The following is a 25,098-nucleotide window of genomic DNA, read 5'->3' on the forward strand; positions in this document are numbered from 1 at the left end:
TTAAAGTTAAAACGTTGTTCTCGATCCGATTGAAAGCCTGTTGAACTTGAGAGTTGAACTCTTGTCGGTTCGTCTCCAGTCCGCAATGTCGTACTGGATCTGAATGGAAGAACCGGACGCAACCTTCAACTGCAAACCTGGTGTAATGGTCGTGAATCTTTCTCCGCCCGGATTGGTTTTTATATCGTTGAAGTTGTTGTCGGCGTAATCATAGTGCAGCATAGCCCTTCCCCAGGGCGCGAATTTGTAGAACAGTTTAACATAGTATCCGAAAGGGGTCGCATCTGTTAGGCTGGCCGTTGTTGCTGATGTAGGAGTTTTGATGTTTTTCTCCCAGTTGCCTCCGGCCCATTCGGAACGGATTGAAAACTTCTGCCATTCGTATGACACGCCCGCGGAATATCTGGTCACCGGATACTTATTGTCGTTATCATACGTTCCTCGCGCAAGCGAACCCTGGAATTTCCATGCCCCGATTTCGGGTTCGGCATGGATCATGACCATCGGTGTGTTATTGTTGTCGGTAAATTCATTGCCGCCGTTCAGCAGGTAAAGATAGGTCGGTAACGACACTTTCCAGATTTCAAAGGGTTTGTAGAGCTCAAACCCTGTATCCAGCATGGCCCCCAGGTTGGTATTACAAGAAAACTTTCCGCCGTTGTATTCTTCCTCCCAGAAAAGCTCCGCACCATAATCCCATGTAAAAAGAGGTTTCACAATACCGACGGTCAGCTCATATTCATGAGGCAGGACAACTTTCATCGCTGCTTTGACCCATCCTACAAAGTTGGGTGTAATGCTGGTCGTGGTCTTGGTTTTACTGATCGGCACCCCGAACCTCGGTGTTGCACCCGTATTAAGGCCTACGCCGCCGGGAGCGAAATAGGGCTGTAAATCAATCGAGATTTTATCCGTCAATTCACTTGAAAGGTAAACGATCATCTCCCGGAAATCCATTCCTGCGTATTCATGGCCCCGTATATTGTTGCTCTTACCATCTTTGTAATCATAAAGGGTCATCTTTATATGTGCGCCAACTTTTGTTCCTTCAGCTTTCGTTTCTTCCGCATACATACATTTTGCGGTCAAAGCTGAAAGACTCATCATTGCACATACCAACAATAGTTTTCTGAACATACTACCCGTTCTCCCTTTTATCTTAAAGTGAATATGATTTGGCGTTATTTCCTGCATTTTCTTGTTTCAATCTCAGATATTATGCCTTAACGGTTTTTCGAAACCAAAGCTCGTATTGCAACAGGGAGAAAAGAGTTAAAAAAGTCAGGCCGAGGCATGTCCCCGCTATATACAATACCGTAGCGAATATTGGTGAAACATAGGGTATCAGATACATTGAACCAATATCCACAACGATGAACAAAAAAGGGACGACGGCGAAAAATGATTTAAGCTTTTCACCGTAAGAAGTAAACATGAACAGGCTTATCGGAATAAAGAAGATAAAAAGAGAATAGTACGGTAGATAGATATGTGCATGGTCGGTCAGCTCGATATATTCCATACCGCCGTAGGATTTGGCAACCAACGATACTTTCATTTCCGTATCGATACATATATGCACCAATAGAGCTAAATATATGAGACCTATGATACAGAGAATCGTCGATGTCAGCAACTTAATGCTGATAGGTGCTTTTGAAAGCCGGATACCTTCCATGATACCTCCATTTTTCTTTAGTGTTATTGACTTTCCGTCGCTCGGCGGCATAAAAACCGAAAAATCGCGAAGCGGCTGTCTTATTTCTTTTTCGGACTGTTTTCCCGCAACGCCATTTATGTAAATGCAATAAGAATGCCAACTGCAAAAAGCTGTATGAAAAGCTTTGTGACGGCAGGTAATAATTTTTTTAACTTGTTGATTATCAATGAAATGTAAAAAGATATAGATTAACAGTGATACGAGTCTTGAAGTAGGGAAATCATGTCTTTGATAACGGATATCCGTCATCCGGTAACGAAGATTCGTTACTTGATATCAGAAAATAAATTATTGTTTTGTATCCAACTTTTGGGAGCTTACATGGAAGGGATGAGCAGACTATACTAGCTGCTTTATTTACGGCAATAAATCTTAGGTTCCTTGATGAATTTAAAGTTTTTTTACTTTTTCTGGCGATTCCCCAGATTTTTGAATCAATATTTTGTAACTCTTTATGATGCTTATCGTTCCACGAAAATATATTTATGAAAATATTATCGAGTTAATGCAAGTCCTCATGAAGGACAAATCCCCCCTGTCCTTCGGACATCCCCCCTTGTTAAGGGGGGAATCATGTTGGCAGGCAGCCTAAATCCCCTTAATAAGGGGGGGGCCGCTTTATGCGGCGTGGGGATTTTGCCTAAAGAGTAGATATGTGATATGGCATATCTGTCGCCGAATAAAAAATGGGGGATGGCCAGTTTTACTTTTTATCTTGACTCCTTTACTAATTTTATATATTTTGCGCGAAAATCTTATATTCTATAATTCTATATTCTGTCTTTTATCTTCTGTTTTAATTGACTTTGTGTACTTTGTGAGCTCTCTTACCTCTCTTTTTCACACACCGACCATGTGAGCCAAGTATGGATAACACCTCTGCACCTTCTCACGGTCTCACCCAGCGTATCGTTTCGATCGATGCCTTCAGGGGTTTCATCATGCTCTCAATGCTTATGGGAACCCTTGGCCTGGCAAAACTGTCCGACTACCCGGTCCTCGGATTTTTCTACACGCAGCTTACTCATGTTCCCTGGGTGGGATTCCATTTCGAGGATCTCATTCTTCCTACTTTTTTGTTCATCATCGGCGTGTCTATGGCCATTTCCGACCAAAAACGCCGACAGTGCGGGGACAGTTCCCGTCAACGACTTCTCCACGCTTTCAAAAGAAGCGTCGCTCTCTTTGCCCTGGGATTCCTCCTCTCCTGGCTCAGCAGCGGAAAACCGCAATGGGGAGCCGGAGTGCTCCAGGTCCTGGCCCTTTCCTATTTCGGCGCCTTCTTTTTCCTCGGATTGAGCATAAGGTCGCAGTTTGCCGTTTTCGGGGCGCTCCTTTTCATCTACTGGTTTTTTATTTTCATCATCCCTGTATACGATGTCGGGCGCAACAGTTACGAGGTCTTCAAGAATCTAGTCTACCATATCGATGAAACTGTCATCGGAAAGGCCGGCCGCTGGGGGTATCTGTACCCAATAATCACCAACGTCGCCCCTGTGGTATACGGATCCATCATCGGGAAGCTTCTCCTCAATCGTATCAATAATCGACAATTCATGAAAACCCTGGTTATCCTGGGAATTATCGGAGTCATTATTGGTCTTTTGCTCAGCCCTTTCATGCCGTTATCGCATCGGATGAATACCAGCTCTTACGCTATCTTCACCTGCGGCCTGGCTACACTTCTTCTTCTCGGATTTTACTATCTCATCGATGTCAGGAATTATAAGAAATGGAGCTTCCTTTTCATCGTTATCGGGATGAACTCCATTTTCATATACATGCTCGACGGTTTTTTCTCAAGGTGGCTTCTTAACACGGGGGGGATTCTCCTCGGGCCGGTGGCAGGGTACATAGGTGTCTGGATCGAACCCGCTAAAAGTGTTTTCCGTCTTCTCGTGGAGTGGCTGGTATGCCTATGGCTTTTCCGGAGGAATATCTTTTTTAAACTGTAAAAGAAATCTGATGGATGAAATCTGTAATAAGAAACCTTTGGATAGTATTTTGTAACAGGTATATTTTACATAATCCGGGTTTATCAATACATTCCACAAATAGTCCGCGAAAGGAGGTTCAGGGATTTAAACAGGTAATAGAGTTGACTGGTGTTTGGCTTTTTAATGATCCACTCGTAGGAGGGAATATGCGAAAAGTACTTTTGATGTGCACCTCACTGTTCTTCCTGGTATCGGTTGCCTATGCGGCCAATTTTCAGCCTACGCCCCTCAAGTTGAGCGCTCCGGCGAAAATATCCTATCAATTTGACGGCAAAAGACTGGGTATTCCGTTTGATGTCACCGGAACGCCGGCCGGGGTTATTCTCTGCGTGTATACCACCGGTAAAGCTGCTTCGGTCAGCAAAATCAGGAATGGATTCCTGGGATGGCACTACATGAACAAGGTGGACACCTCGGTGTATTTCTCCAAGTTGGCCAATTATGAAACGGGGAAGAATAACATTATTTACTGGGACGGGAAGGGCAAAGACGGCAATATTGTCCCAGCCGGTGATTATACATACTACCTTTGGGGATATAATAATAAGAGTGCCAGGGAGCCGGTCTGCAAATTTATTAATATCCCTTCCAGTAGTGGCGGCACCCAGGCTAAAATCCAGGAAATAGGCCCGGACGGCAAGGGGCTGGCCAATCCGCTTTTTTTCTCGCCGGGCGGACGAATTAAATGGACAATCGGCAACAACCCGTTTGACAGTTTATTTGTAGAGACCACCACCATGTCCCTGGGCACCGGGTGGTCCAGGGGTAACGTCATCGCTCTCCAGCCCAATAACTTCAACTATTTCTATGTTGAAGTCGGCAGCCCACGCGCAAATAATGTCAAGGGAGTGCGGAAGATGCAGTGGGTGCCCAATGGCGAATCACAGTATGTGACCACCTGGGGTGTTAACGGCATGACATCCTGGGCCAGTGGATTTGATGTCGATCCCGGCTGCATCACTGACGGCGACATAGTCTACACGATTGACCAGTCGTATCACGACTACAGCGGCGTGGCGCTGTCCGATTTCATCTCCATCGACGCCACCGACGGCTCCATCATCAAGAAAGTTAATATGACCTCCTTCTGGACCAGCGTCGAAGGTAAAAAAGCCGGCGGCCAGATGAACGGCGGTCCGAATGGATTTGAGATGCGTAACGGGTACATATTCCTGAACTGCCATTGCTCCTGTATGAAGACGATGGTCGATCCGGCGGCGGAAAACGCGGGTGATTTCTTCGTCTGGTCCAACGAGAACGGCGACGGTATATTCGACAAGAATTATCAGCCGGATGCCGTGAGAAAATGGGTTTGCCATGACTACATCGTTCAACCCGAAGTTAGGCATTTCTCTGCCGACTCCAATCTGTTCGGCGTAGGAGGGACCTATGATCTCGGTGCGATATCCTTCGGACTCCTGGGCCCTGACGGCACCGGTATCGGGTACTATGCCTATGCCGGGGAGACTGCCACAGGCATTGATCAGGGAAGATGGAACATACATGCTGATTACAATTCGCCTTTTGACGGCCTGTATACGGATAACTATTCAACCGGTGACATCACTCTGCGAGGTGGTTTGTGGTATATAGCGCAAGATTCCATTAAGGGTATGATCTCCAACAATGTGGGGGTGCAGGAAACCGCGCCGTCAGCTTTTGCATTATCGCAGAATACTCCCAACCCTTTCAATCCGACTACCACGATCAGTTTTATCATTCCAAAAGCCGGGAATGTGACGGTGGAAGTATTTAATGTGAGCGGTCAGAAAGTAGATACCGTAGTCAACACGTATATGGAGGCCGGGGGCCATTCAGTCACCTGGAACGCCATGAGGCATTCTGCAGGAATGTATTTCTATACGGTAAAAACAAAGGATGCTTCCAAAACCATGAAGATGACTCTCCTCAAGTAATCTCGGTCATCCATCGGAAAAAATCAAAGGTCCTGTTATTAACCCGGATTATTCATAAAAAAGGATTTTCTTTCTTTAAGCGTCAAGACTACAGCCCCCTAAATCCCCCAAAGGGGGACTTAAAAGGCTGAAATACAAAACGTAACAGTTATTTTAAAATTATGTTGCACTTACATGTTACTATCTTTACCATGTTAAGTCCCCCTTTGGGGGATTTAGGGGGCTGCCATTAAAAAGTAGGCATAACTATTTGTTTAAAAATAAGTTGAGATAATACTTATGTAAGTTTATAAATAATTCGGGTTAACAGGACCTTTTTTTTACAATCGAGCCTTTTGCAAAAGTCGAGATTGTTTGACGCAGCCCCCCTTTCTGTCCTTCGGACATCCTTCCCCCTGAAGGGGGCAGGAAGAGACTATGGAGCAACGACTTCCCTTGCCCCCTTCGGGGGAAAGGGACTGAGGGTTAGGGGGCTGTGTTTTACGCTCACAGAGACTAAAATCCTGTTCTCATGCATAATTCGGGTTAGTTTAACAGATAAATTACTCATGAAGGTCAGGCGAGGCGCAGGGGATTTGGTTTGAAACAAAGCTGGAGAGTTGAACTTGTCGCAGTAAATGCGGTTTTGCACATACCGCACGTGCAGGGGGGTTTTTATTGCATAGATGAAGAATTCGCGGAAGGGGGATATCAAGTAAATTCTGTCGTCGACCATACGCTTGTTGAACATGTACGTGTAGCAAGGCCGTCGATTCTCATGGACTTACATTAACTTTAAGACGATTCCTCAATGTGTATGACCCGTGTCGGGCAAAGATACGCACAGGCGCCGCATCCAATACAGGTTTCCGAGATTTTGTCAAAAGGTGTCTGGACTCTTCTCCTGATCCCTCTGTTGGAAAAACTTATCGCGCTCATCCCGACAACTTCTGCACACACGCGGACACATTGCCCGCACAGAATGCACTTGGACTGATCTTCATGATGAATTCGTACGTTTGTTACCCCGTATTCATCCGCCAGTTTATTTATTTTATCGGAGTCGGAGCAGCGGGCCATCAGGAGTTCAATGATAATCTTTCGGGCCTGCACCACCCTTTCGGTATCGGTCTTGACTATCAAACCCTCAGTGACTTTATAGAGGCATGATACTTGAATGCCCGGCCGTGATCCGCCCACTATTTCAACCACACATAACCGGCATGCCCCGTAAGGCGTCAGATCTTTATGGTAGCATAACGTCGGTATGTGGATGCCCTCATCCCGAGCGACCTCAAGGATGGTTTTTCCTTCTTCAGCCTGTAGCACCTTATCATTTATCGTACACGTAATCATACAATGCATTCCTAATAGTTATAAATCGCTTATCTATTTGACTCAGCAAAGGTAAGAAATGGAGCAAATAAAGAACCCTCACCCCATGTCCCCTCTCCCGTAAACGGGCGAGGGGAAAACCCTTTTATCTTTCATAACCCATTATTTATCATGCATATCTGGGTCTTCCCCTCTATTGCTTGCAAGAGAGGGGATTATGGGGTGAGTTAAAAAGCGGTTTGAATTAATAACCATTTGTTTAACCTCTACTTCGAAGAATCGAAATGAAAAACATCATCTCCTTTTTTATAATCGTAAATAAACCGGAGAGACGGATATCCGGCTATCAATGCCGCCATTGTCTCAAAAATATTTCCCAACGGTTTCATATCCGGATGGCTGAGAACAAAAACGGCGGTAATACAGGTGCCTTCCCCCTCTTTTGAATCAATCGTCAAGGTCCCGCCGGTTTGCTCAGCCGCCTGTTGAAGCAGTGAAAGCCCTAATCCGACTCTTTTCCCCGTTTTCGTAGTAAAGAAAGGATCCAGAGCCTTTCCCGCCGTTTCACTGTCCATACCCGATCCATCATCTCTTATGCAGACCCTCAACCGGTCTTCATCCGGATATTCACCGATCTCGATGTGGACGGTTCTGGCATCAGCCCGTATTGCATTTTCAACAATATCAAGTATATGTAACGATATATCCTGCATTACATCACAAGCTGCCTTTCATGGCGTCATCACAGCGCTGTTTTCAGCGCAGAAAAGGACAGTTCACGGGCAAAAACGGTCGTTGAAGTCTTGCCGATTTCCGTCAAATAATGGGCATCGGAAAAAGTAACGAGCGGATAGCCGAGGTTTTTGAACGAATCCTTTTTAAGAGCGTCGGCCCTCGGCGAGAGCTCAAGGGCATGGAGCGGCAAATGTTCCGGGATAAATCCAAGCTGTCCGAGAATACTGAACTGCTCACGGTCGATATGTGAGGCAACGGCGATTCCTCCATTATCCAGGATTGCCTGAACCGTTTCCTCCAATGATAGATTCGTTGCTCCGATCAGCAGCCTGCCTGAGGAGCCGACTATGCGGTCATATTCATCAACGATCAACTGTTCCCCAAACCTTGTTTCATCATTCTTTCCGGGCAGGTTCCGATACACCAGTTCCTGCATTCTGTGTAAAGCGCCGTCTTCTCCAAATAACGACAGGATGTGTACTTCTTCCCGGGTCGTTATCTCCATTCCACCCAGCACATGCACGCCGGCTCTTTCTCCGGCTCTTATTACCGCGGCGACATTTTCTGACGAGTTGTGGTCACATATTCCGATACAGTCCAGTCCGCGCTTCGCCGCTTCATCGATGATTGCAGTCGGCAGCATAGTGAGATCGGCGCAGGGAGAAAGGCAGGTATGTATGTGTAAATCGATCTTATATTTTTTCACCATCAGTTTGTGTGCTTGAGATCCCCAGAGCGTATAATCTACCGACCACCTCGAATGCGGGCATGCTGCTGACCATGATCGGTATATGTTCTTCTTCCGCTTTACGGAGCGTATCTTCTTCCGGCACTCTCCCGTTTATCAGGATGATCCCGGATAATTCCTTCGTTCCGGCCACCGCTACGATATTCTGATGGATCTGCAGGGTTATCCAAATATTCCCTTCCCTGCTGTGGGCAAGGACATCGCTCAACAAATCGCTCACATAACCGCCGGTTATCGCGGTATCCAGCCTGTCATCACCGGATTTCACTTCGAGATGCAATGAGTCGACTATTTCCTTCAGGTTCATTTTTATTCCTTTTCAGAGTCAGGAGCAAAAAGTATTTCGAATTCCAGTTCAGTTCCTTTTCCGACATCGGACAGTATTTTCAATTCATCAGAACACTTTTTTATGTTATTTAAACCCATACCCGCACCGAATCCCAATTCTCTCACCCACTCAGGAGCGGTTGAAAAACCGGGGAGCATTGCCTTCTCAATATCCTCGATCCCGGGGCCTCTATCCCGGGCATAGATTTTTATTTTACTCGGATTAACCTCTGCAAAGATTTCTCCCTCATCCGCAAAAACGATCATATTCATTTCAGCTTCGTAAACGGCTATAGCCACTCTTCGAACCACCTGGGAATGGAATCCGAGACGTTTCAGAGTCTTTTTCATATTGGTAGCGCAATCGCCTGCCTGTTGAAAATCTTTGCATTTAATCGTGTAATGGAAGTTCAAAGTTAGTTTTTCGGCAATGATATCTTCGAAGATATGACTCGCCCTGTAAGTATGAATGTCCTCATCCGAATACTTTGCTTCCATTTTCTTTAAAACACATCTGATAATATCGCCTTTTGTTACAATGCCGACCAGTTTGTGATTTTTGTCGATTACCGGGAAGCAGGTGAACCTGTAGCTCTCGAAATTTCTCAATGCTTCTACAAGCGGTGAATAGTCAAAGACAGTTTTCACCTTTCTTGACATTTTTTTTTCGATCAAGCAGTCTTCTTCCCTGTTAACCAGCCACTTGATATAGTCTCCGATAGTGATGATACCTGCAATTTCCTCATTATCAATTACCGGTATACCGTAAATGCGCTTCGAAAGGAAAATATCTCCCAGAACACTCATGTTCATGGTCGAATCGACGACGATAACATCCTTTGTCATCACTTCTTTGACTTTTATTTCGTAAATGAATTCCTGAATTTTCGAAATCTGTTTCGTATTTTCCAATTACTGCTCCCTTGTCACTTTTTCACCGCAGGCCAGCCCCGCCAAAAATAACTTACCACAGGCTTCATACATATGATATCTGGTGCAAAGCAACGGAAGGTCCATTTTTCCCGCTATCGTTATTAACGAATTATCCGGTTTCTTCCCTCTCACAAAACAAATAGCCGATAGGTCAACAAGCTCCGCTGTCCGAAGTACCTGGAGATTTATCAATCCCGTCAATAGAAGAGCATGAACATCAGTATAAGCCAATACATCGCTCAGTAAATCCGATCCGCACACCGCTTTGATATCCATATCTAAAATATCTTCACAACACAATACTTCCGCGTCCAATAATTCTTTAATATTGACGAGTTTCATGGTTGTGTCCATTTTTTAAAAAATATGGCAAAAGTAGGGCATAGGCTTCCATGTAAAAAAATCGCAATACATTAGTCGCTCTGTATTTCACTCAACTATAACAGCTTCGAACTTGCACTTTTCAAAGCACACACCGCACTTTGTACACAAATCGGGATTGATCGTGTGCGGTTCTTTTTTCTCCCCGGAAATTGCGTTCTGCGGACAGTTCTTTGCACACACCGTACATCCATTGCATTTTTCACGATCAATGCGATATGTTATCAATGCGGTGCATACCTTCGCAGGGCATTTCTTCTCCACTATGTGCGCCATATATTCATCTTTAAAAAATCTCAACGTACTGAGCACGGGATTTGGCAATGTCTGTCCCAAGCCGCACATGGATGCATCTTTTATGACCGGACAGAGTTCTTCCATGAATTGAATATCGCTTTCTTCTCCCTTGCCGCTGCAGATTTTGTTCAAAATTCCAAGGAGAGCAGCCGATCCTTCACGGCATGTGGAACATTTTCCGCATGATTCGTCGGTGGTAAATGCGATAAAGTACTTTGCAATATCGACGATGCAGGTGTCTTCATCCATGACGACCATGCCGCCGGATCCCATGATCGCGCCAGCCTCTTTCAACCGTTCGTAATCGATGGGAAGATCGAGCAGTTCCGAGGGGATGAATCCTCCTGACGGGCCTCCGGTCTGCACAGCCTTGAGTTTCTTGTTGCCGGGGATACCGCCGCCGATATCGAAAACCATTTCTCTCAGGGTTATTCCCATGGGAACTTCAACCAGGCCGGCATTATTTATATTCCCCGCGAGAGAAAAGACTTTTGTCCCGCGACTTGTTTCGGTTCCGATTCCGGCAAACCATGTGGAACCCCAGTTTATGATCATCGGAATATTCGCCCAGGTTTCAACATTATTGATATTGGTCGGGAAACCCCAGAGACCTGATTGAGCCGGAAAGGGAGGTTTCAATCTCGGCTCGGGCGTCTTTCCTTCTATCGAAGCGATCAGCGATGTCTCTTCTCCGCATACAAACGCCCCCGCCCCCTCAAAAATGGTGAGGTTAAAGCTGAAATCGGTATCGAAAATATTCTCGCCCAACAGGCCGTATTCCCGCACCTGCTTTATCGCTTTCTTAATCCTTTCTATCGCAAGCGGATACTCGATTCTCACATAGATATACCCCTCGCTGGCCCCCATCGCATATGCGCCTATACACATTCCCTCGATAATAGCGTGAGGATCGGCCTCTACGATGCTCCGATCCATGAAAGCGCCCGGATCGCCTTCGTCGGCATTGCAAATAACATAACAGGGGGCTTCGGGCGACTTCTCCCTTCTCTTCAGAACTTCCGCCCTGCATATGCTCCATTTCTCGCCCGTTGGAAACCCGGCGCCGCCTCGTCCCCGTAAGCCTGACTTTTTGATTTCCTCAATAACCTGATCAGGAGTCATGCTCGTCAGAACCTTTACCAGCGCCTTATATCCATCATTCGCGATATATTCATCGATATTTTCCGGATCTATCAGGCCGCGGTTTTTCAGTGCTATCAGCCGCTGGTCTTTGAAAAAAGGAATATCTCTTATTTTGGGAATCGGTGTTTCCTCGCCGGCAGGAACATACATTTTTGAAGTAACAGGTCTGCCTTTAAGAAAATGTTCCTCTACTAATTTGGGAATATCCTCCACTTTCAGAAACTGATAAAAAATTCCATCAGGCTGCACCATCAAAACGGGACCATTGACACAAAGTCCGCTCGCACCTGTCTGGACAATCTGAATATCATTATTCAGGCCCTGCCGCTGTATCTCATATTCAAGAGTATTCTTTATTTTTAACGCACCGTTGGATATGCAATTCGTACAGGTGCAGATCAACGCATTCGACCGATATGCCATTCAACTATCTCCAAATTTCAACCTTGACAGGCCGGAATGCAGGGAGTAACCGTCTCGGGGTGCTTCTTCCTTGCACAACCACAGGAAATGCCTATAATACTCTTTCGCTCCCGATCGATAATGCGTATTCCTTGACTATCGACCCGCCAAGAACATGTTTTTCTAATATTTCACGGGCCTTTTCGGGCGTCACATCGACATATTTCACCGGCGGCTCGTTTTGTAATTCAATCGTAATCATCGGCTCGCGGCTGCAAAATCCCGCGCAGCTCGAAATGGTCAGGATGATATCCTTCAGATCCCTTCGTTCAATCTCTTCCATAAGAGCATTCATGACGGTTCTCGCTCCGGCCGCGATCCCGCATGTTCCCATGTGAACGATGACTTTCGCTTTACCAGAGCCTTCCCGCAGGTTTATTATTTTTTTCATGCGCTGACTGATTTTTTCAAGATCTTCAGGCTTTAATTTGTTCATCTTTAACCCTATCTGATGGATAGTGATGTAAAACATCTATCACTTTGTGCTTATCCAGATATCCAAAAATATCATCGTTTATCGATATTACCGGCGATTGACCGCAGCACCCGATACAACTAACCGTATCAAGCGTATATTTTAAATCCGGTGTATTCTGGTGGACCGATATACCCAGCTCTTTTTCAAGGGTATGGAGAAGGCCCGCGCCGCCTTTTACATAGCATGATGTTCCCAGGCAAACCTTGATGATATTCCTGCCCCGGGGTTTCAGACTGAAAGCGTTGTAGAATGTTGAAACCCGATAGATAGTGCTGTATGGAATATTCATCTCTTTTGATACCATTGCCAGCGCATATTCCGGCAAATAATTGAAAACTGTATGAATATTTTGAAGAATAGGAATAGTAGACCCGGGCATATCCCTGTGAGCTTCTATTATATTATATATTTTTTCTCTGTGATCGGTTTCAATTTTTATTTTTGGTTTCTTTTTTTCCTCACCGTACTGTAGATGTTCCATTCTGAATTTCCACTTCAGTTTCGGATTATACAGACGGTTTTTAACGATGTTTCTCACCGTTTCGACAAAGTCGGGCAGGGAAATTTCCATGTCATTTTTAACCTTGACCTGACATGCAAGCCTTATTCCTACCTTTCTTTCTTCTGGAGTGATAAATCCTTTTTCTGTGGGGAGAATTTGACCTCCACCCTGTATAACTCTCACTTTGCAATAGCCGCAGCTTGCTTTTCCGCCGCATGCAGACGGAATATTAAAATTATGTGAAATAAGGGATGTGAGAAGCGTTTGACCGCCGCGAACGGTGAACTCATCTTCCCCGGCAACGCGAATCAGACATTCACCGTAATCGGCGAGCACGACATCGGCCAGAATGAGCAGGCCGCCCAGGAGGAGGCTGACACCGGTAAGAACGACGATAGGTACTATATACTCCATAAAAAAAAGATCCTTGTCTTTAGAGATTGACTACTCCGGAAAAGCCCATGAATGCCAAGGCCATTATACCGGCAATGATCATGGTGATGCCGGGTCCCTGGAGACCTTTGGGGATGTCGGAAAACGCCATCTTCTGACGGATGCCGGCCATGGCCACAATGGCCAGGGTCCAGCCGATCCCGCTGCCCAATGCGTAAACCAGCCCCTGGACAAAGGAATAGTTGCGGAGAGTCGCGATGAGAAGCACCCCGAGGATGGCGCAGTTCACTGTAATAAGGGGGAGGAAAACTCCCAGGGAAACGTAGAGTACGGGGGAATAACGGTCTATAAACAGCTCCACTATCTGCACAAACGCCGCGATAACCATGATATACACCAGGAACTGCAGGTAATCCACGTGGAGGGGCACCAGAACCAGGAAATTGATAGGCCAGTTCAGCGCCATAGTCATGAACATCACGAAGATCACAGCAGCGCCCATGCCCAGGGCGGTAGGAATCTCCGTGGACACGGCCACGAATGGACACAGCCCGAGAAAATTAGAGAGTATCATGTTCTGCGTAATGATGCTGGCAAAGAAAATAATGAATAGATTTGTGAAATCGATTCCCATAGTTAATTCCTCTGGGTGAGAGTACGAAGGAGCCAGATGTAGAGCCCGAGCACGAAAAACGCCCCCGGCGCCATGACCATGATAACCCAGGGCGTCCACCAGGAGCCGAGCACAGTTATGTCGAGAAAGGTCCCAAACCCCAGAAGCTCACGGATAACACCTATGACGAGTATGGAGAATGAATACCCGCAGGAAACCCCGAGGCCGTCGAAGAAGGACGGTATCACCGGATTTGAGATGGCGTAGGCTTCTGCGCGGCCCATCACGATGCAGTTGGTGATGATCAGCCCCACATAAGGGCCGAGCGCGGCGGATATGGCCGGATAGTAAGCTTTCAGCGTCTGATCCACCACAATGGTGAATGTGGAGATGACCATCATGAACACCGCCATGCGGATACGGGACGGGATAATGGAGCGGATCATACTGATTATGGTTGAGGAGCAGGTGGTGACAAAAATTACCCCCAGGGCCATGGCGATGGAGTTCTTTACATTGTTGGTCACCGCCAGCGAAGAACAGATGCCCAGCATCATCGCGAACAGGGCATTATTCTTCCAGAACCCCTCAAAGAAAACCTTAAATTCTCTGGATTGTCCTAAACCCATAAATCAACCCTTTTATTTTACAGCACTGAAGTAGGCGTTAAAACCGTTATTAAGTATTCGGACGACAGCTTCTGAAGTCACAGTTGCACCAGTCAAGGCGTCAAACTCGTTTGGCCCAGCTTTTCCGGTTTTTACAAGCGTAATGCCCTGCGCCACCTTTTTCCCGATGAACTGCTTCTGAAAGGCATCATCCATGATACGCTCACCGAACCCGGGAGTTTCTTTCTGGCTTACCACTTTGAATCCGCTGACCGTATCCCCTTTCAGCGCCGCCACCACAGTGATGGTATCCTGATAACCTTTTCCGGAAAGACACAATGCCGCAGCGCCGCTCTCGTTGTCACGGTATATGAGTAATCCTTTTTCTTCCGTTTCCTTAATGCGCTCCCGGTAATTCTTCAGAATGGCGACGCTGTCCTGAGGGGCATAAGGTATCCCGAACACATCAAGGATTGACATGATGAGTTTGATTTCCCGGTTCTTTGAAATAACCGCCTCGCTTTTTACAGCATTCTGCCCGCTTTTCGGAGCGTTTTCCTCACTTTTGGAGGAGTTCGGTTCGTTTTTCGAAGCACCTTCCTCGCTCTTTGAGACTATCGGCTCGCTCTTTGAGGCGGTTTCCACGCTTTTGGCGGCAACCTGCTCGGTTTGGATGTTATAGTGCGCACGGAAACCATTGTTAAGCATCCTTTCCAGCGCCTCTGAAGTCACTGTCGCGCGGCTTACAGCGTCAAACTCGGTTGGGCCTGCATGACCGGTTTTCACAAGTTTGATGCCATTGGATACTTTTTTCCCGATAAACTGATTCTGAAAGGTGTTGTCAGCGATCTGCGATCCCAGGCCGGATGTCTCATTCTGGCTCACCATCTTGAATCCGCTGATAGTATCGTTCTTAAGCCCCACTACCACGATTATGGTGCTCTGGTATCCGCTGCCGGCTAGAAGGATGGCAGCAGCGCCGCTCTTTTTCTCCAGGTATGTTTTTATTCCCTTTTCTTCCGATTCCGCGATAGTTTCCTTAAAGTTTTTGCGGATAGCGACACTATCTTGCAAACCATAATTCATCCCGAACATATTGAGGACTGTCATCATGATTTTAACTTCCATGCCCTTTGGGATCTCCGGCACGGCTGCAGTATTGTAAAACGAAGAGAAACCAAGGTTGAGAATACGGGTGAGCGCCTTGGAAGTTTCGGTGGCCCCGGTGATGGCATCGAACTCACTCGGTCCGGAATGGCCGGTTTTAACCCACTTGATTCCTCCCGATACTTTTTTCCCGATAAATGAGTCCTGAAATGATTTTTCCATCATACGCGCCCCAAGTCCGGGGGTTTCATTCTGGCTGACCACTTTGAAACCGGAGATCGTTTCCCCATTGAGCGCCACCACCACGGTGATGATGCTCTGGAATCCGCTGCCGCTGAGCGAGACAGCGGTTGCCCCGCTCTCTTTTTCTTTGAAGAGCCTGAGTCCCTTTTCCTCGGATTCGGTCACCCGGTTTTTATAGATGGAGATGATCTCCGCCGTGTTTTTCGGATTGTATTTTATCTGGAAGGCATCGAGAACAACGCCCTTCCTCTTTATTTCTTCATTCCTCTGAATGATGGGCAGGGTTTTGATATTGACCAGCGCCAGGAATCCTGAACAGATAATCGAAAGGATGAGGAGCATGCCCATGATCCATTTCTTGCTGTTCATGTTCATGATGAGACTCCCCTGCCGTATTTTACTGTCAGGACAACCTCGTCTATCAGCGCCGCGAATATATTCATAAACAGGATGGCGAACATCACCCCTTCGGGGAAACCGGACAGGTTCCGGATGAATATGGTTACAGCTCCGATGGCCAGGCCATATATCCATTTACCGGCGTTGGTGAAAGGGCTGGTCACCGGATCGGTCACCATAAAGAAGGCGCCGAACAAAAGGCCGCCGGCGAAAAGGTGGAAAACCGGAGAGGCAAATTTCACCGGGTCGGCCAGGTGCATTATTTCCGCCATCGCCAAAGCCGAAACGATAGTGGCCAAAGGCAGCCTCCAGTTCGCCACCCTTGTCACAATCAGGAATATGCCGCAGAGAATGATCAGCGCGCCCGATGTCTCCCCCAGGCACCCGCCGGTGGAGCCGATAATGAGATCCTTCAGGGGAGTCAATACACCGCCCTTGAGATTTATAAGGGGTGTGGCGGAAGTAATCGCATCGCCCGATTTTGCCCAGTGGAGAAATCCGCCCCAGGCGCCGCCATAAGGCTCCACCCAGGAGGAGGACATCGGCCCGGGAAAGGTCGCCGCCAGGAATACCCGGCCGACAATGGCCGGATTGAAGATGTTTTTGCCTGTGCCGCCAAATACTTCCTTGCCCAGGATCAGCCCCACCGCCAGCCCCACCGCCGCCATCCAGAACGGGATGGTCGGGGGAAGGATCATGGGATAAAGGATGCAGGTGACAAACATTCCTTCGGTGACCTCCTCGTTCTTGGCCACCGCGAATCCCATCTCGATGAAGATGCCGACAATGTAGCAGAAAATGACCAGCGCAAGGCTCCTCCATCCGAAAAAGTAGATGGAGGCGAGCACGGTCGGTGAAGCCGCCAGCATCACCGCGATCATATAGCGCTTTAGATCGGTGTTGTCGCGGATGTGAGGACCTTTGAGCGGGTTCACCGCACGGGGTGAGAAGAAAAAGGTGGACATGGTATCCCAGGCCGGATGCAGCCTGGATTTTTCGAACACCCGGTCTATCCTCTCGATAAGCTCCCGGAAGCGGCCGATTAATGTATTCACTGCGCGCCTCCTTCCCGACGCTTTTTTACCGCATCCTGCACAGAGCTGGAAAGGCTGATTTTGGAGGGACACACATAATCGCACAACCGGCAGTCGATACAAAGCTGGGGCTTCAGCCGAAAACTCTGTTCGATCATTCCTGCTTTCACATGTTTCCATATCAGGTGCGGGTAGATTTTCACCGGACAGACCTCATCGCAGAAATTGCATTGCACGCAGGGCCGGACGCCGCCATGAATACTAGAATCCATTCGCTTGGGGAGAAGCGGCAGGTAATTTCGAAAGGTCAGCCGCGAGTAGCTGTCATAGGTAAAGCCGGGATTGAGGAAGCGGTAAAAATCCCGAACCGCATGTTCCCGGATAACCGTAATTTCACGGTCTGATATCTGCACGGAGTCGCTCTGGGGGACAACGCCGGTCAGCGCATCGCCCCTGATGATCCGCCAGGGGCCGTATTCCTCGGATTTCAGGAGATGTTTGCGGATGTCCTCAAAGCGGACGCCGATCCGGATACGGTACCACCCCGGTCTCGATACCCCGGGACCGGCCACGAGGATGATACGGTCTATGAGCGGTCGTCCCCTTGTCATGGATTCGGAGGTCTGGAGTACATCGAGGAAGGGAATAACCAGAGTCGCTTCGTCCTCTTTCTCCACAGGCGCCTTGAGCAGGTCGCGGCGGAGGATCGCCGGGAACTCCTGCGGGTAGCGGTCGGACATGATGCGGACAGCGGCGAGTTCCCGCACTTCCGCAGTCTCAAACCAGCTTCGATTACGTTTATTTATGGCGATGATTATCCGTGAGGAGGGAAAGAGTATATGAAGAGTTTTCAAACCATCGATAAATAATCCCCGGTCTTCAAAAATCTCCGGTTTCCAGGCCTGGTTCAGGAGGGAATTGTGCACTGCGCCGATAATAATGTTTTGTATCCGGTCGCAGTCTTCGAGAGTCTCAAAACGACCGGGGAAAAGCGCCGCACAGCCGGAGCTGTGGAAAAGCTCCAGCGCCTCTTTCCGCTCCAGGCGCCAGGGCACCCGCAGATGGCCCGGAAGCGGTTGGTAATCGTGCGAAATTGTTTCAGGAATGGGAAAATCTCGTAAAACAGGTTCCGCCGCACCCTCAAAACTTTTAAAAATGTATCCGCCGGAAAAGGTCATAGTAGAAAGTATCTATATATGATGTTCTGCATGAAATCCAAGAATCCAGGAACATTTTTTTTATAATTTGGATAGTATAAATCAAACCTGTGTGGAAAGCAATAAAAATATTTTGAAAATCACCATGTCGGTTTAACCTTTTCCACCAGTGACAGATCGTTTTTCCAACTGAGCTGCCATTCTATATTTTTATGCAGCTTGTATTTAATAACATGGCTGCCGGGATCGGCGCCGATCACATTTATTTTTGAACGGTCCCCCTGCCCCAGACCGGCGGAGGCGCAGTACTGGAGGTAGCCGATATTCTCCCAGGGAATGCCCATGAGCTCCGAGCCGATGCGGTCAACAGCCACAAAATCCGGCCCGGCAAGAACCACACGGTGATCGACCGGTTCCCCTTCGGTCGGCCCGTTGCCCTGCGAGCCTTCTACCCCATCGAGGACAGAGAAATCCGGATGCACCCGGTGCGCCATGATGAACAGGTTGAAATTCAGCATCTTCGGGGAGTTGTTTCCCTGCCCATTGGCGTGCATCTTGGATTTTTCCTGGATTTTAAGCCGGGTGTTTTTCAGGGGCGAGCCCATCACCACATTCTTGAGAGTCAGGGTAGCCACCACCACATTGTGGGTTTTCAGCCGGGTGAGGGAGAAAATATAATTGCTGGGATCGAGGAAGGTATCGATAACCCGTATCGGAGTGGGATAGAGGTTTTTGTCGAGTATCCAGCAGGGCGTTGTCGGCTGCTCGCTCAAATCGAGAAATTTAATAGTGTATTCATTTGCCAGGGGAGTATATCCATACTCTTTAAAAAGGGTCAGCATTCCCCTGTCCGATGCGGAAGATTCGCCGATGAGAACGGGACGGTTATAGATCGGCTTGAGAAAATCCAAAAGCCCCCGTATCGCATCCGGATGTGTGGCGATAAGAGGTGTGTCCTGCCAGACACAATTCACCTTGATGAATACCTGCTTTCCTTCTATCGATTGAAGGATCTGCTCCCGGAATGGTTCGAGCGCTTCCTGTATCATCTTCCGGCGGTCGTTCCCGGAGATAAGGTTGACCCGGCTTTCCCCCAGGCCGGCTGCCGTTTTCCCCAAATTTCCCGCGCTCCGGGTTTTGGGGAGTTGGGAAGCGCACCCGGCCGTTCCCAGAGCCAGTGCGCCTGCCGCCCCCCTGGTTAGAAAATCTCTTCTTTTCATTGAATCGTGTACCTTTTACCTTTCAGTATTGAGGCTTCGATTATTTACGTAACAAAACTTTTTATCCTTATTGTATGATGATCAGGTAAAAAGTCAGTTGTACACTATTTTCTGGTGTTTCTTTACCTCACTCCCTGTCCCCCTCTCCTAGTCAGGAGAGGGGGTAACTCATTATGCGCCCGGCTCTTACCCTCTCCTAATTAGGAGAGGGTGGCCGAAGGCCGGGTGAGGTCAAGGAATATATCTCGGATACCTTGCTCCCCGGTCTTCTTCCCCACGGGTGAGAAAGCGCTGATTTCCGCCGTCTGAATCCATGATCCATATTCCGGGCGCCTCGCCGTCTCTCGCCCGGCTGAAAGCCATTTCTTTTCCGTCCGGCGACCATGCGGGATAGCAGTCCCAGGAGTGCTGCTCAGGCCGGGTCAGCCTGGTGATACTGCCGGAAAAGGGATCGAGAAGGCAGATGTACGTTCCCCCTCTGGACTGTTCCGGGAGATAGTCCCGGTTGAAATGATCCTTGTCCGGCCGGTCGGTGGACCACTTCCAGGGGGGACGGGCGCCTTCCATGCGACGGATATAGGTGACCTTGGAACCATCCGGCGACCAGACAGGCAGATTCGAACCCGAACTCACTGTTTCGGGGATTTTGGGGTTGCCGTACGAGGCGGCGAACCAGCAGCTTTGTCCGTTGGTGATCACCCGGTGCTCGGGTCCCTTGGGGCCGTACGGCCTCCCGATACAGAGATCCGACCAGTCATGGCCGGGATCGAGAATTTCATTTTTATCATTGAGGAGATGGCAATCCTGATAGAGCAGCCATGTGCCGTCCGGTGACCATGCCGGGCCGAAATACAGGTGCTCCGGGTGTTGGGCAATCACGGTCTTGTGTGAGCCGTCGAGGTCGGATACGATGATCCTGTACGGTATCTTTCCGGTGGAATGGAAGGCCAGGAGTTTGGCGTCCGGGCTGAGGGTGACGCAGTAGGTGAATCCCTCTCCGGCGCGGGTGACCGGTCTCTGGTCGGAGCCGTCCAGGTTCATGATCATCACCCGCTGTTCGCCGTCGATAATGGGTCCGGTTACCATCCTCTCGTCGCCGGGGAGCAGCGCGCTGGGAACGATGAACGGGGCAGGACGGTTTTTGATCGTCAATTCGCGCAGGCTCTCATCGCGGAGGTCATAAATCCAGAGATTCGTTCGTACATTCCCTTCCCATGCTTTGCCTTCTTCATAGCTGATCAGGAATATGCGGCGTTTATCGGAGAACAGGGGGCCGTAACCCCAGCTTTTCTGGCCGGGTATTTTAAAATCGAGGTAGCGCAAGTTTGAGCCATCCTCATGGATGATCCCAATTTTGCCCCGTGAGAGAAACATGATGCGTCCCGGAGCGCCCGGAGAGGAGGCCGCCGCCGCTTTCCGTCCGCTTTTCAGCGATGAGCATGCAGGGGATAGCATTCCCAGAGCGACAACTGCGCCTCCGGAAAAAAAAGAACGCCGTTTCATACCTGTTTCCTGATTTTCGGTTATATACATGGAGACAGATCTTATTGTGCTTCTTTTATGTAATAGATGCCGAAACAAGTTCGGCATGACACATGTCATCCTGAACTTGTTTCAGGATCTAACTAAACTTTTGCAAAAAGCTCATGGTGAAAATACTTCAGGCGCCTATGTTAAACAAGCAGATTCTCTTTTCCGAAAACCCGGATCATTTTCACCTTGATTTTGGAGGCAATCATCATTATAGATATACAGCAAAAAAAAATATCATAAAATTAATCAAAGGAGTTCATCGTGCAGTCCAGAATCTTTCTCTTTTTTCTGGCTCTTTCTCTTGTGTGTTTCTCTGCAGGTTTCTCCCTTTCAAGGCCCGACAAGGAGTTCAAAATCTTCCAGTTTCCCCGTGACCAGATACCCCGTATCGACGGCAACACCGATGACTGGAATATCGTTCCGGACGATTATGCCTATGGAAACGAAGAGATTAATGATACCGAGGACGGCCACGGCGCCAATATCGATCCCAAAAACCTCAATGTGAAAGTCAAGGTCGGCTGGGTGAAAGGGGAAAACCGGCTCTATTTCCTCTACGAAGCGGATGACGATTACTGGGATTTCGGGCGTTTCAATCCGAGGGGATACCTGAACGACATCTTTGAAATCGCGGTGGACGGCGACCTTTCCGGCGGCCCGTTCATTACTAATCCCCAGATCAAGGACCCCATCGAGAATCATCTCGCATTCAGCGGGGTGCAGGCCCAGAACTACCACATATTCACTCCTCCGGTAAACAACTGCTGGTGTCTGGTGTGGGGATGCCAGCCCTGGATCGCGGAATTTCCCTGGGCCAATTACGCCTTCAAGTACAATTTCAAACCCGGCGAGAGCGGCCATCTAGTCCTGGAATCTTACATAACACCCTTCGATTACGCCCCCTATGACGGCCCCGGGCATGCGGTTGTATCCCAGCTCAGGGAGAATTCCCGCATTGGGCTTTCGTGGTCGATTCTCGATTTCGACGGCGGCAAACGGAACGGGCACTACAATCTCGCCCACAATGTCAAGATGGTGAGCGACGCCTCCTATCTCTGTTCATTCCGCCTTATGCCCCTTGAAGAGCGGCTCCAGAAGCCCATCGAGGCCCGGTGGTCATTCAGGGTCGTGGATATGGACCGGAGAATGATAGAATTCAAGGATGAATCCCACGGCAAGATCACGGGCTGGAAATGGGAGTTTGGCGACGGCGAGACATCGAACGAGCAGAACCCGGTTCATGCGTATAAAAAACCGGGAGTTTATTACGTGGTCGTTCTGGAGGTAGAAGGACCGGCTGGGAAATCCCGCACCGCCAAATACTGGGATGTTATGGTGAAGTGAAAAGACAGCACTTGTCTGAACCAGTGATGCGCGTGATTGTTGTGATAAAAGATGATAAAAGACAAAAAGATTAATGGCGGGTGAGTCGGCGGAATTCGAGTTTACGGCTTCCGAAATTAAGGAGCAGCCCTATATCCAGGTTATAGGCTTCCAGATAGTTCAGACATTGGGAGATATGGACATCTTCAAGTTGTGTCAGCGCTTTTATCTCGACCATAATCGTATCCTGAACGAGAAAATCAACCCGACGGGTTCCGACGTTTATTCCTTTATAGAAAAGCGGGATTTCCTGTTCCCTGATAAACTCCAAGCCCTGCCCTTGCATTTCCAAAGCCAGACACCGTTGGTAAATCACTTCCTGGAATCCGTTACCGAGGATAGTGTGTACTTCCATTGCGCAGCCGATTATACGGGAAGTGATATCGGAGTGTTTGTATTCGGGTTTGATGGAATTGGAATTCATAACAAAGCCTGCCGGGAAGGTTTTCTGAGTTAATGATACTGTAAAAAATTGTCTGAACCAGTGATGCGTGTGATTGTTGTGATAAAAGATGATAAAAAAAATGCCGCGGATGATTCTAACAAAAGCCGCGATAGGCATATTGACTGGAACAATACACAAAGAAAGCTCATAAGCAAATATTTTCATCAGATTTTATCAGTATCATCACGCGCATCACCGGTTCAGACAGTCTTTCCTCACTATCAGATATCAATCAAATGTTCAGGAAATTCTCAGAGGCCCAGGTTTTTCGGCGGATCGTACCGGACAAGGAATGGCCGGATGATTTCTCTGCCCCTCTGGTCGAGGTTTTCCTTGCTCTTGTCGCCCATATAACCGAAACAGTTGAAATAAACCTTGTGGTCGCGCGCCGCCACCGCTCCGAAGCAGCCTTCCACTCCCTCCACTTGACCGATCCAGTAATATTTTTTCGTCTTAAGGTCAAGGATGGTGAGGGTTTCCAGCGCCCTTTCATACACCGGGCCGCCGTGATTCCCGGCCAGGAAGTAGAGCCTGCCCCATTCTTCATCCAGGGCGATGTTCGGAGTGTAGTCCGGCTGTTTCGGCAGGCCGATCACATGGCCGTAATCGGTCAGTTTGCCGCTCACCGTATCGAAGCCCCAAACAAAGCCGTCGGTGGAGATGCCGTAGAGCACATTCTTCGAGGACATGACCGAGGCCCGGAAATCCATGAGCGTCCCGGGAAGTTTGATATCGATGTCGGTGAAGGTATCGTGTTCGGCGTCAAACTTGGTGAGGCCGCCGAAATCATTGTTAAACCAGCAGTTGCCGTTGTGGTCCATTGCCATTTCGCGCACCCGGTCAACCACACGGGTCATCCGGCCGTTCGCTTCATACTGGAAGAGCTCCCGGGTGGTCAGGTTGACACGCCAGAATGTTGCGCGATTCACCGTGAGGCCGTTCACGAAATTATGCTTCTCGTCGTAGTAGAGAGCCACCACTGCGCCGTTCGGGCATGGGATGCCGAAGTACTCCACGTGGCCGGTGGAGGGAGTGTACCGGATAAGCGCTCCGCCCTGGAAGCTTTTCGGAAAATTTGCCTGGGTGTATTCATGGTTGTAGGAGCTTCCCAGGTATCCTGCCATATACAGGTTGCCTTTGGAATCGGCCTGGATGTTGGAATGGATTTTCCCGTAACCGGGAGTTTCAGCGTTGGAAAAGAGGGCGCTGGCTTTGTCCAACTCGAACTCGACAAAAGATTTGTCTTTTTTAGGATCATAATAACATATTGCAGTATTGCCGAATCCCCAGGGACGGTCGTAGCGGTCGGCGCGGCTGAAATCGTCCGAACCCCAGTGGTCGCCGCCGGTAAACCATATACAGCCGTCGGGACTCTCGCAGATTTTATTCCAGTTGGTATTCTGGGTGCTTTGGCCTTTCCAGATGAGACCGCCTGCAATATATTTCTTCAGTTGTATTTTCTTCAACTTTGTGACATCCAAAGACTGGCTGAAGGCGGTAAAGGAAATCAGGGACAGCAGGAAACAAAAAACAGGGATACGGGCGCTCAGGACGTTTTTCATGAGAGATTCTCCTTGCTGTAAATCGTGTCTGGCCGTGAAAGTATGCGGCATCTATAGGGTTAAATATGGCATCTCTGAAATGAGAGCACTGCTCCTGCCTTTTCTTCGTGCGCTCTCTGAGAAAAGTATACAAAAACGAAACGGATATTACAAGCAGTCCTCACGATATAATTTTAAAAATACTAAAGATGTATAAAGTAAGTGCCGTTAAGAACAGATTTTGCTATATTTTATTTAGCCCGGATTATTCACAAACTTGCTATGATATTTTTCTAATTCTTTATTAAACAAATACTATTAATTTTTAAGTGCAGCCCCCTAAATCCCCCGAAGGGGGACTTTTCGCGGTAAAGATGAAAATGTGAAGGTGTAACTTTTTTAAAAAAACCAATTAAGCCTTGTATTGCAGTCTTTTAAGTCCCCCTTTGGGGGATTTAGGGGGCTGTAG

Annotated in this window: 24 protein-coding genes; 4 read left to right on the forward strand and 20 right to left on the reverse strand. The window is 48.2% G+C overall.

Features of this window, described 5'->3' with window-relative positions; all coding sequences use genetic code 11:
• Nucleotides 1-6: 6 nt before the first annotated feature.
• Entirely contained in the window at nt 7-1,137 is a 1,131-nt protein-coding gene (locus Q8O92_05450) for a hypothetical protein (GenBank protein ID MDP2982756.1), read from the reverse strand.
• Nucleotides 1,138-1,216: 79 nt separating this feature from the next.
• On the reverse strand, nt 1,217-1,969 hold the full coding sequence (locus Q8O92_05455) for a hypothetical protein (GenBank protein MDP2982757.1): 753 nt from the start codon (nt 1,967-1,969) through the stop codon (nt 1,217-1,219).
• 617 nt (nt 1,970-2,586) lie between these two features.
• On the opposite strand from Q8O92_05455, the gene Q8O92_05460 reads away from it, so the two are divergent.
• A complete protein-coding gene (locus tag Q8O92_05460) occupies nt 2,587-3,675 on the forward strand; it encodes a hypothetical protein (protein ID MDP2982758.1) in 1,089 nt (362 codons plus the stop codon).
• A gap of 188 nt (nt 3,676-3,863) precedes the next feature.
• Nucleotides 3,864-5,633, forward strand: a complete 1,770-nt coding sequence (locus tag Q8O92_05465) for a T9SS type A sorting domain-containing protein (protein ID MDP2982759.1) — start codon at nt 3,864-3,866, stop codon at nt 5,631-5,633.
• Nucleotides 5,634-6,407: 774 nt separating this feature from the next.
• Here the strand turns inward: Q8O92_05465 and Q8O92_05470 are convergent.
• The 9 genes from Q8O92_05470 to Q8O92_05510 form a co-directional block, all read right to left on the reverse strand.
• Complete coding sequence (locus tag Q8O92_05470; GenBank protein MDP2982760.1) at nt 6,408-6,968, reverse strand: 2Fe-2S iron-sulfur cluster-binding protein; 561 nt, start codon at nt 6,966-6,968, stop codon at nt 6,408-6,410.
• Between the two features lie 245 nt (nt 6,969-7,213).
• Nucleotides 7,214-7,660 (reverse strand): ATP-binding protein, encoded by a 447-nt coding sequence (locus Q8O92_05475; protein MDP2982761.1) that lies wholly within the window; start codon nt 7,658-7,660, stop codon nt 7,214-7,216.
• A 29-nt stretch (nt 7,661-7,689) separates the two neighbouring features.
• Nucleotides 7,690-8,391, reverse strand: coding sequence for a PHP domain-containing protein (locus tag Q8O92_05480; GenBank protein ID MDP2982762.1), 702 nt, complete (start codon nt 8,389-8,391; stop codon nt 7,690-7,692).
• The gene (locus tag Q8O92_05485; protein ID MDP2982763.1) at nt 8,375-8,737 is read right to left on the reverse strand and encodes a serine kinase; all 363 of its coding nucleotides are present in this window, start codon (nt 8,735-8,737) and stop codon (nt 8,375-8,377) included. The genes Q8O92_05480 and Q8O92_05485 overlap by 17 nt, the downstream gene beginning before the upstream one ends.
• Before the next feature lie 2 nt (nt 8,738-8,739).
• Nucleotides 8,740-9,603 (reverse strand): CBS domain-containing protein, encoded by an 864-nt coding sequence (locus Q8O92_05490; GenBank protein ID MDP2982764.1) that lies wholly within the window; start codon nt 9,601-9,603, stop codon nt 8,740-8,742.
• Between the two features lie 66 nt (nt 9,604-9,669).
• The gene (locus tag Q8O92_05495; GenBank protein ID MDP2982765.1) at nt 9,670-10,032 is read right to left on the reverse strand and encodes a hypothetical protein; all 363 of its coding nucleotides are present in this window, start codon (nt 10,030-10,032) and stop codon (nt 9,670-9,672) included.
• An 87-nt stretch (nt 10,033-10,119) separates the two neighbouring features.
• Entirely contained in the window at nt 10,120-11,934 is a 1,815-nt protein-coding gene (locus tag Q8O92_05500; protein ID MDP2982766.1) for an NADH-quinone oxidoreductase subunit NuoF, read from the reverse strand.
• Nucleotides 11,935-12,025: 91 nt separating this feature from the next.
• A complete protein-coding gene (locus Q8O92_05505; GenBank protein MDP2982767.1) occupies nt 12,026-12,409 on the reverse strand; it encodes a (2Fe-2S) ferredoxin domain-containing protein in 384 nt (127 codons plus the stop codon).
• A complete protein-coding gene (locus tag Q8O92_05510; GenBank protein ID MDP2982768.1) occupies nt 12,390-13,289 on the reverse strand; it encodes an NAD(P)H-dependent oxidoreductase subunit E in 900 nt (299 codons plus the stop codon). The genes Q8O92_05505 and Q8O92_05510 overlap by 20 nt, the downstream gene beginning before the upstream one ends.
• On the opposite strand from Q8O92_05510, the gene Q8O92_05515 reads away from it, so the two are divergent.
• Nucleotides 13,218-13,397: a hypothetical protein gene (locus Q8O92_05515; GenBank protein ID MDP2982769.1), complete on the forward strand. Its 180-nt coding sequence runs from the start codon at nt 13,218-13,220 to the stop codon at nt 13,395-13,397. The two genes, Q8O92_05510 and Q8O92_05515, sit on opposite strands and share 72 nt — an antisense overlap.
• Here Q8O92_05515 and Q8O92_05520 read toward each other — a convergent pair.
• The 7 genes from Q8O92_05520 to Q8O92_05550 all read right to left on the reverse strand — a co-directional run bounded on the left by Q8O92_05520 (nt 13,387) and on the right by Q8O92_05550 (nt 21,230).
• Nucleotides 13,387-13,980: an Rnf-Nqr domain containing protein gene (locus Q8O92_05520; protein MDP2982770.1), complete on the reverse strand. Its 594-nt coding sequence runs from the start codon at nt 13,978-13,980 to the stop codon at nt 13,387-13,389. The two genes, Q8O92_05515 and Q8O92_05520, sit on opposite strands and share 11 nt — an antisense overlap.
• Before the next feature lie 2 nt (nt 13,981-13,982).
• Nucleotides 13,983-14,588 (reverse strand): electron transport complex subunit RsxE, encoded by a 606-nt coding sequence (gene rsxE, locus Q8O92_05525; GenBank protein ID MDP2982771.1) that lies wholly within the window; start codon nt 14,586-14,588, stop codon nt 13,983-13,985.
• Nucleotides 14,589-14,600: 12 nt separating this feature from the next.
• Entirely contained in the window at nt 14,601-16,292 is a 1,692-nt protein-coding gene (locus Q8O92_05530) for an FMN-binding protein (protein ID MDP2982772.1), read from the reverse strand.
• Entirely contained in the window at nt 16,289-17,371 is a 1,083-nt protein-coding gene (locus tag Q8O92_05535; protein MDP2982773.1) for an RnfABCDGE type electron transport complex subunit D, read from the reverse strand. Before Q8O92_05535 ends, Q8O92_05530 begins: the two co-directional genes overlap by 4 nt.
• Nucleotides 17,368-18,528 (reverse strand): 4Fe-4S dicluster domain-containing protein, encoded by a 1,161-nt coding sequence (locus Q8O92_05540; protein ID MDP2982774.1) that lies wholly within the window; start codon nt 18,526-18,528, stop codon nt 17,368-17,370. Before Q8O92_05540 ends, Q8O92_05535 begins: the two co-directional genes overlap by 4 nt.
• Before the next feature lie 119 nt (nt 18,529-18,647).
• Nucleotides 18,648-19,727 (reverse strand): DUF362 domain-containing protein, encoded by a 1,080-nt coding sequence (locus Q8O92_05545; GenBank protein MDP2982775.1) that lies wholly within the window; start codon nt 19,725-19,727, stop codon nt 18,648-18,650.
• A gap of 231 nt (nt 19,728-19,958) precedes the next feature.
• Complete coding sequence (locus Q8O92_05550; protein MDP2982776.1) at nt 19,959-21,230, reverse strand: serine/threonine protein kinase; 1,272 nt, start codon at nt 21,228-21,230, stop codon at nt 19,959-19,961.
• Nucleotides 21,231-21,521: 291 nt separating this feature from the next.
• On the opposite strand from Q8O92_05550, the gene Q8O92_05555 reads away from it, so the two are divergent.
• Entirely contained in the window at nt 21,522-22,604 is a 1,083-nt protein-coding gene (locus Q8O92_05555; GenBank protein ID MDP2982777.1) for a PKD domain-containing protein, read from the forward strand.
• A gap of 70 nt (nt 22,605-22,674) precedes the next feature.
• Here the strand turns inward: Q8O92_05555 and Q8O92_05560 are convergent, their stop codons facing one another.
• Both Q8O92_05560 and Q8O92_05565 read right to left on the reverse strand, forming a co-directional pair.
• Nucleotides 22,675-23,067 carry a GxxExxY protein gene (locus Q8O92_05560; protein ID MDP2982778.1) on the reverse strand — a complete coding sequence of 131 codons (393 nt, stop codon included), beginning with the start codon at nt 23,065-23,067 and terminating at the stop codon, nt 22,675-22,677.
• Nucleotides 23,068-23,339: 272 nt separating this feature from the next.
• On the reverse strand, nt 23,340-24,650 hold the full coding sequence (locus Q8O92_05565) for a hypothetical protein (GenBank protein ID MDP2982779.1): 1,311 nt from the start codon (nt 24,648-24,650) through the stop codon (nt 23,340-23,342).
• Nucleotides 24,651-25,098: the final 448 nt, after the last annotated feature.

Origin of the sequence: Candidatus Latescibacter sp. (assembly GCA_030692375.1) — a bacterium.
Lineage (GTDB): Bacteria > Latescibacterota > Latescibacteria > Latescibacterales > Latescibacteraceae > JAUYCD01.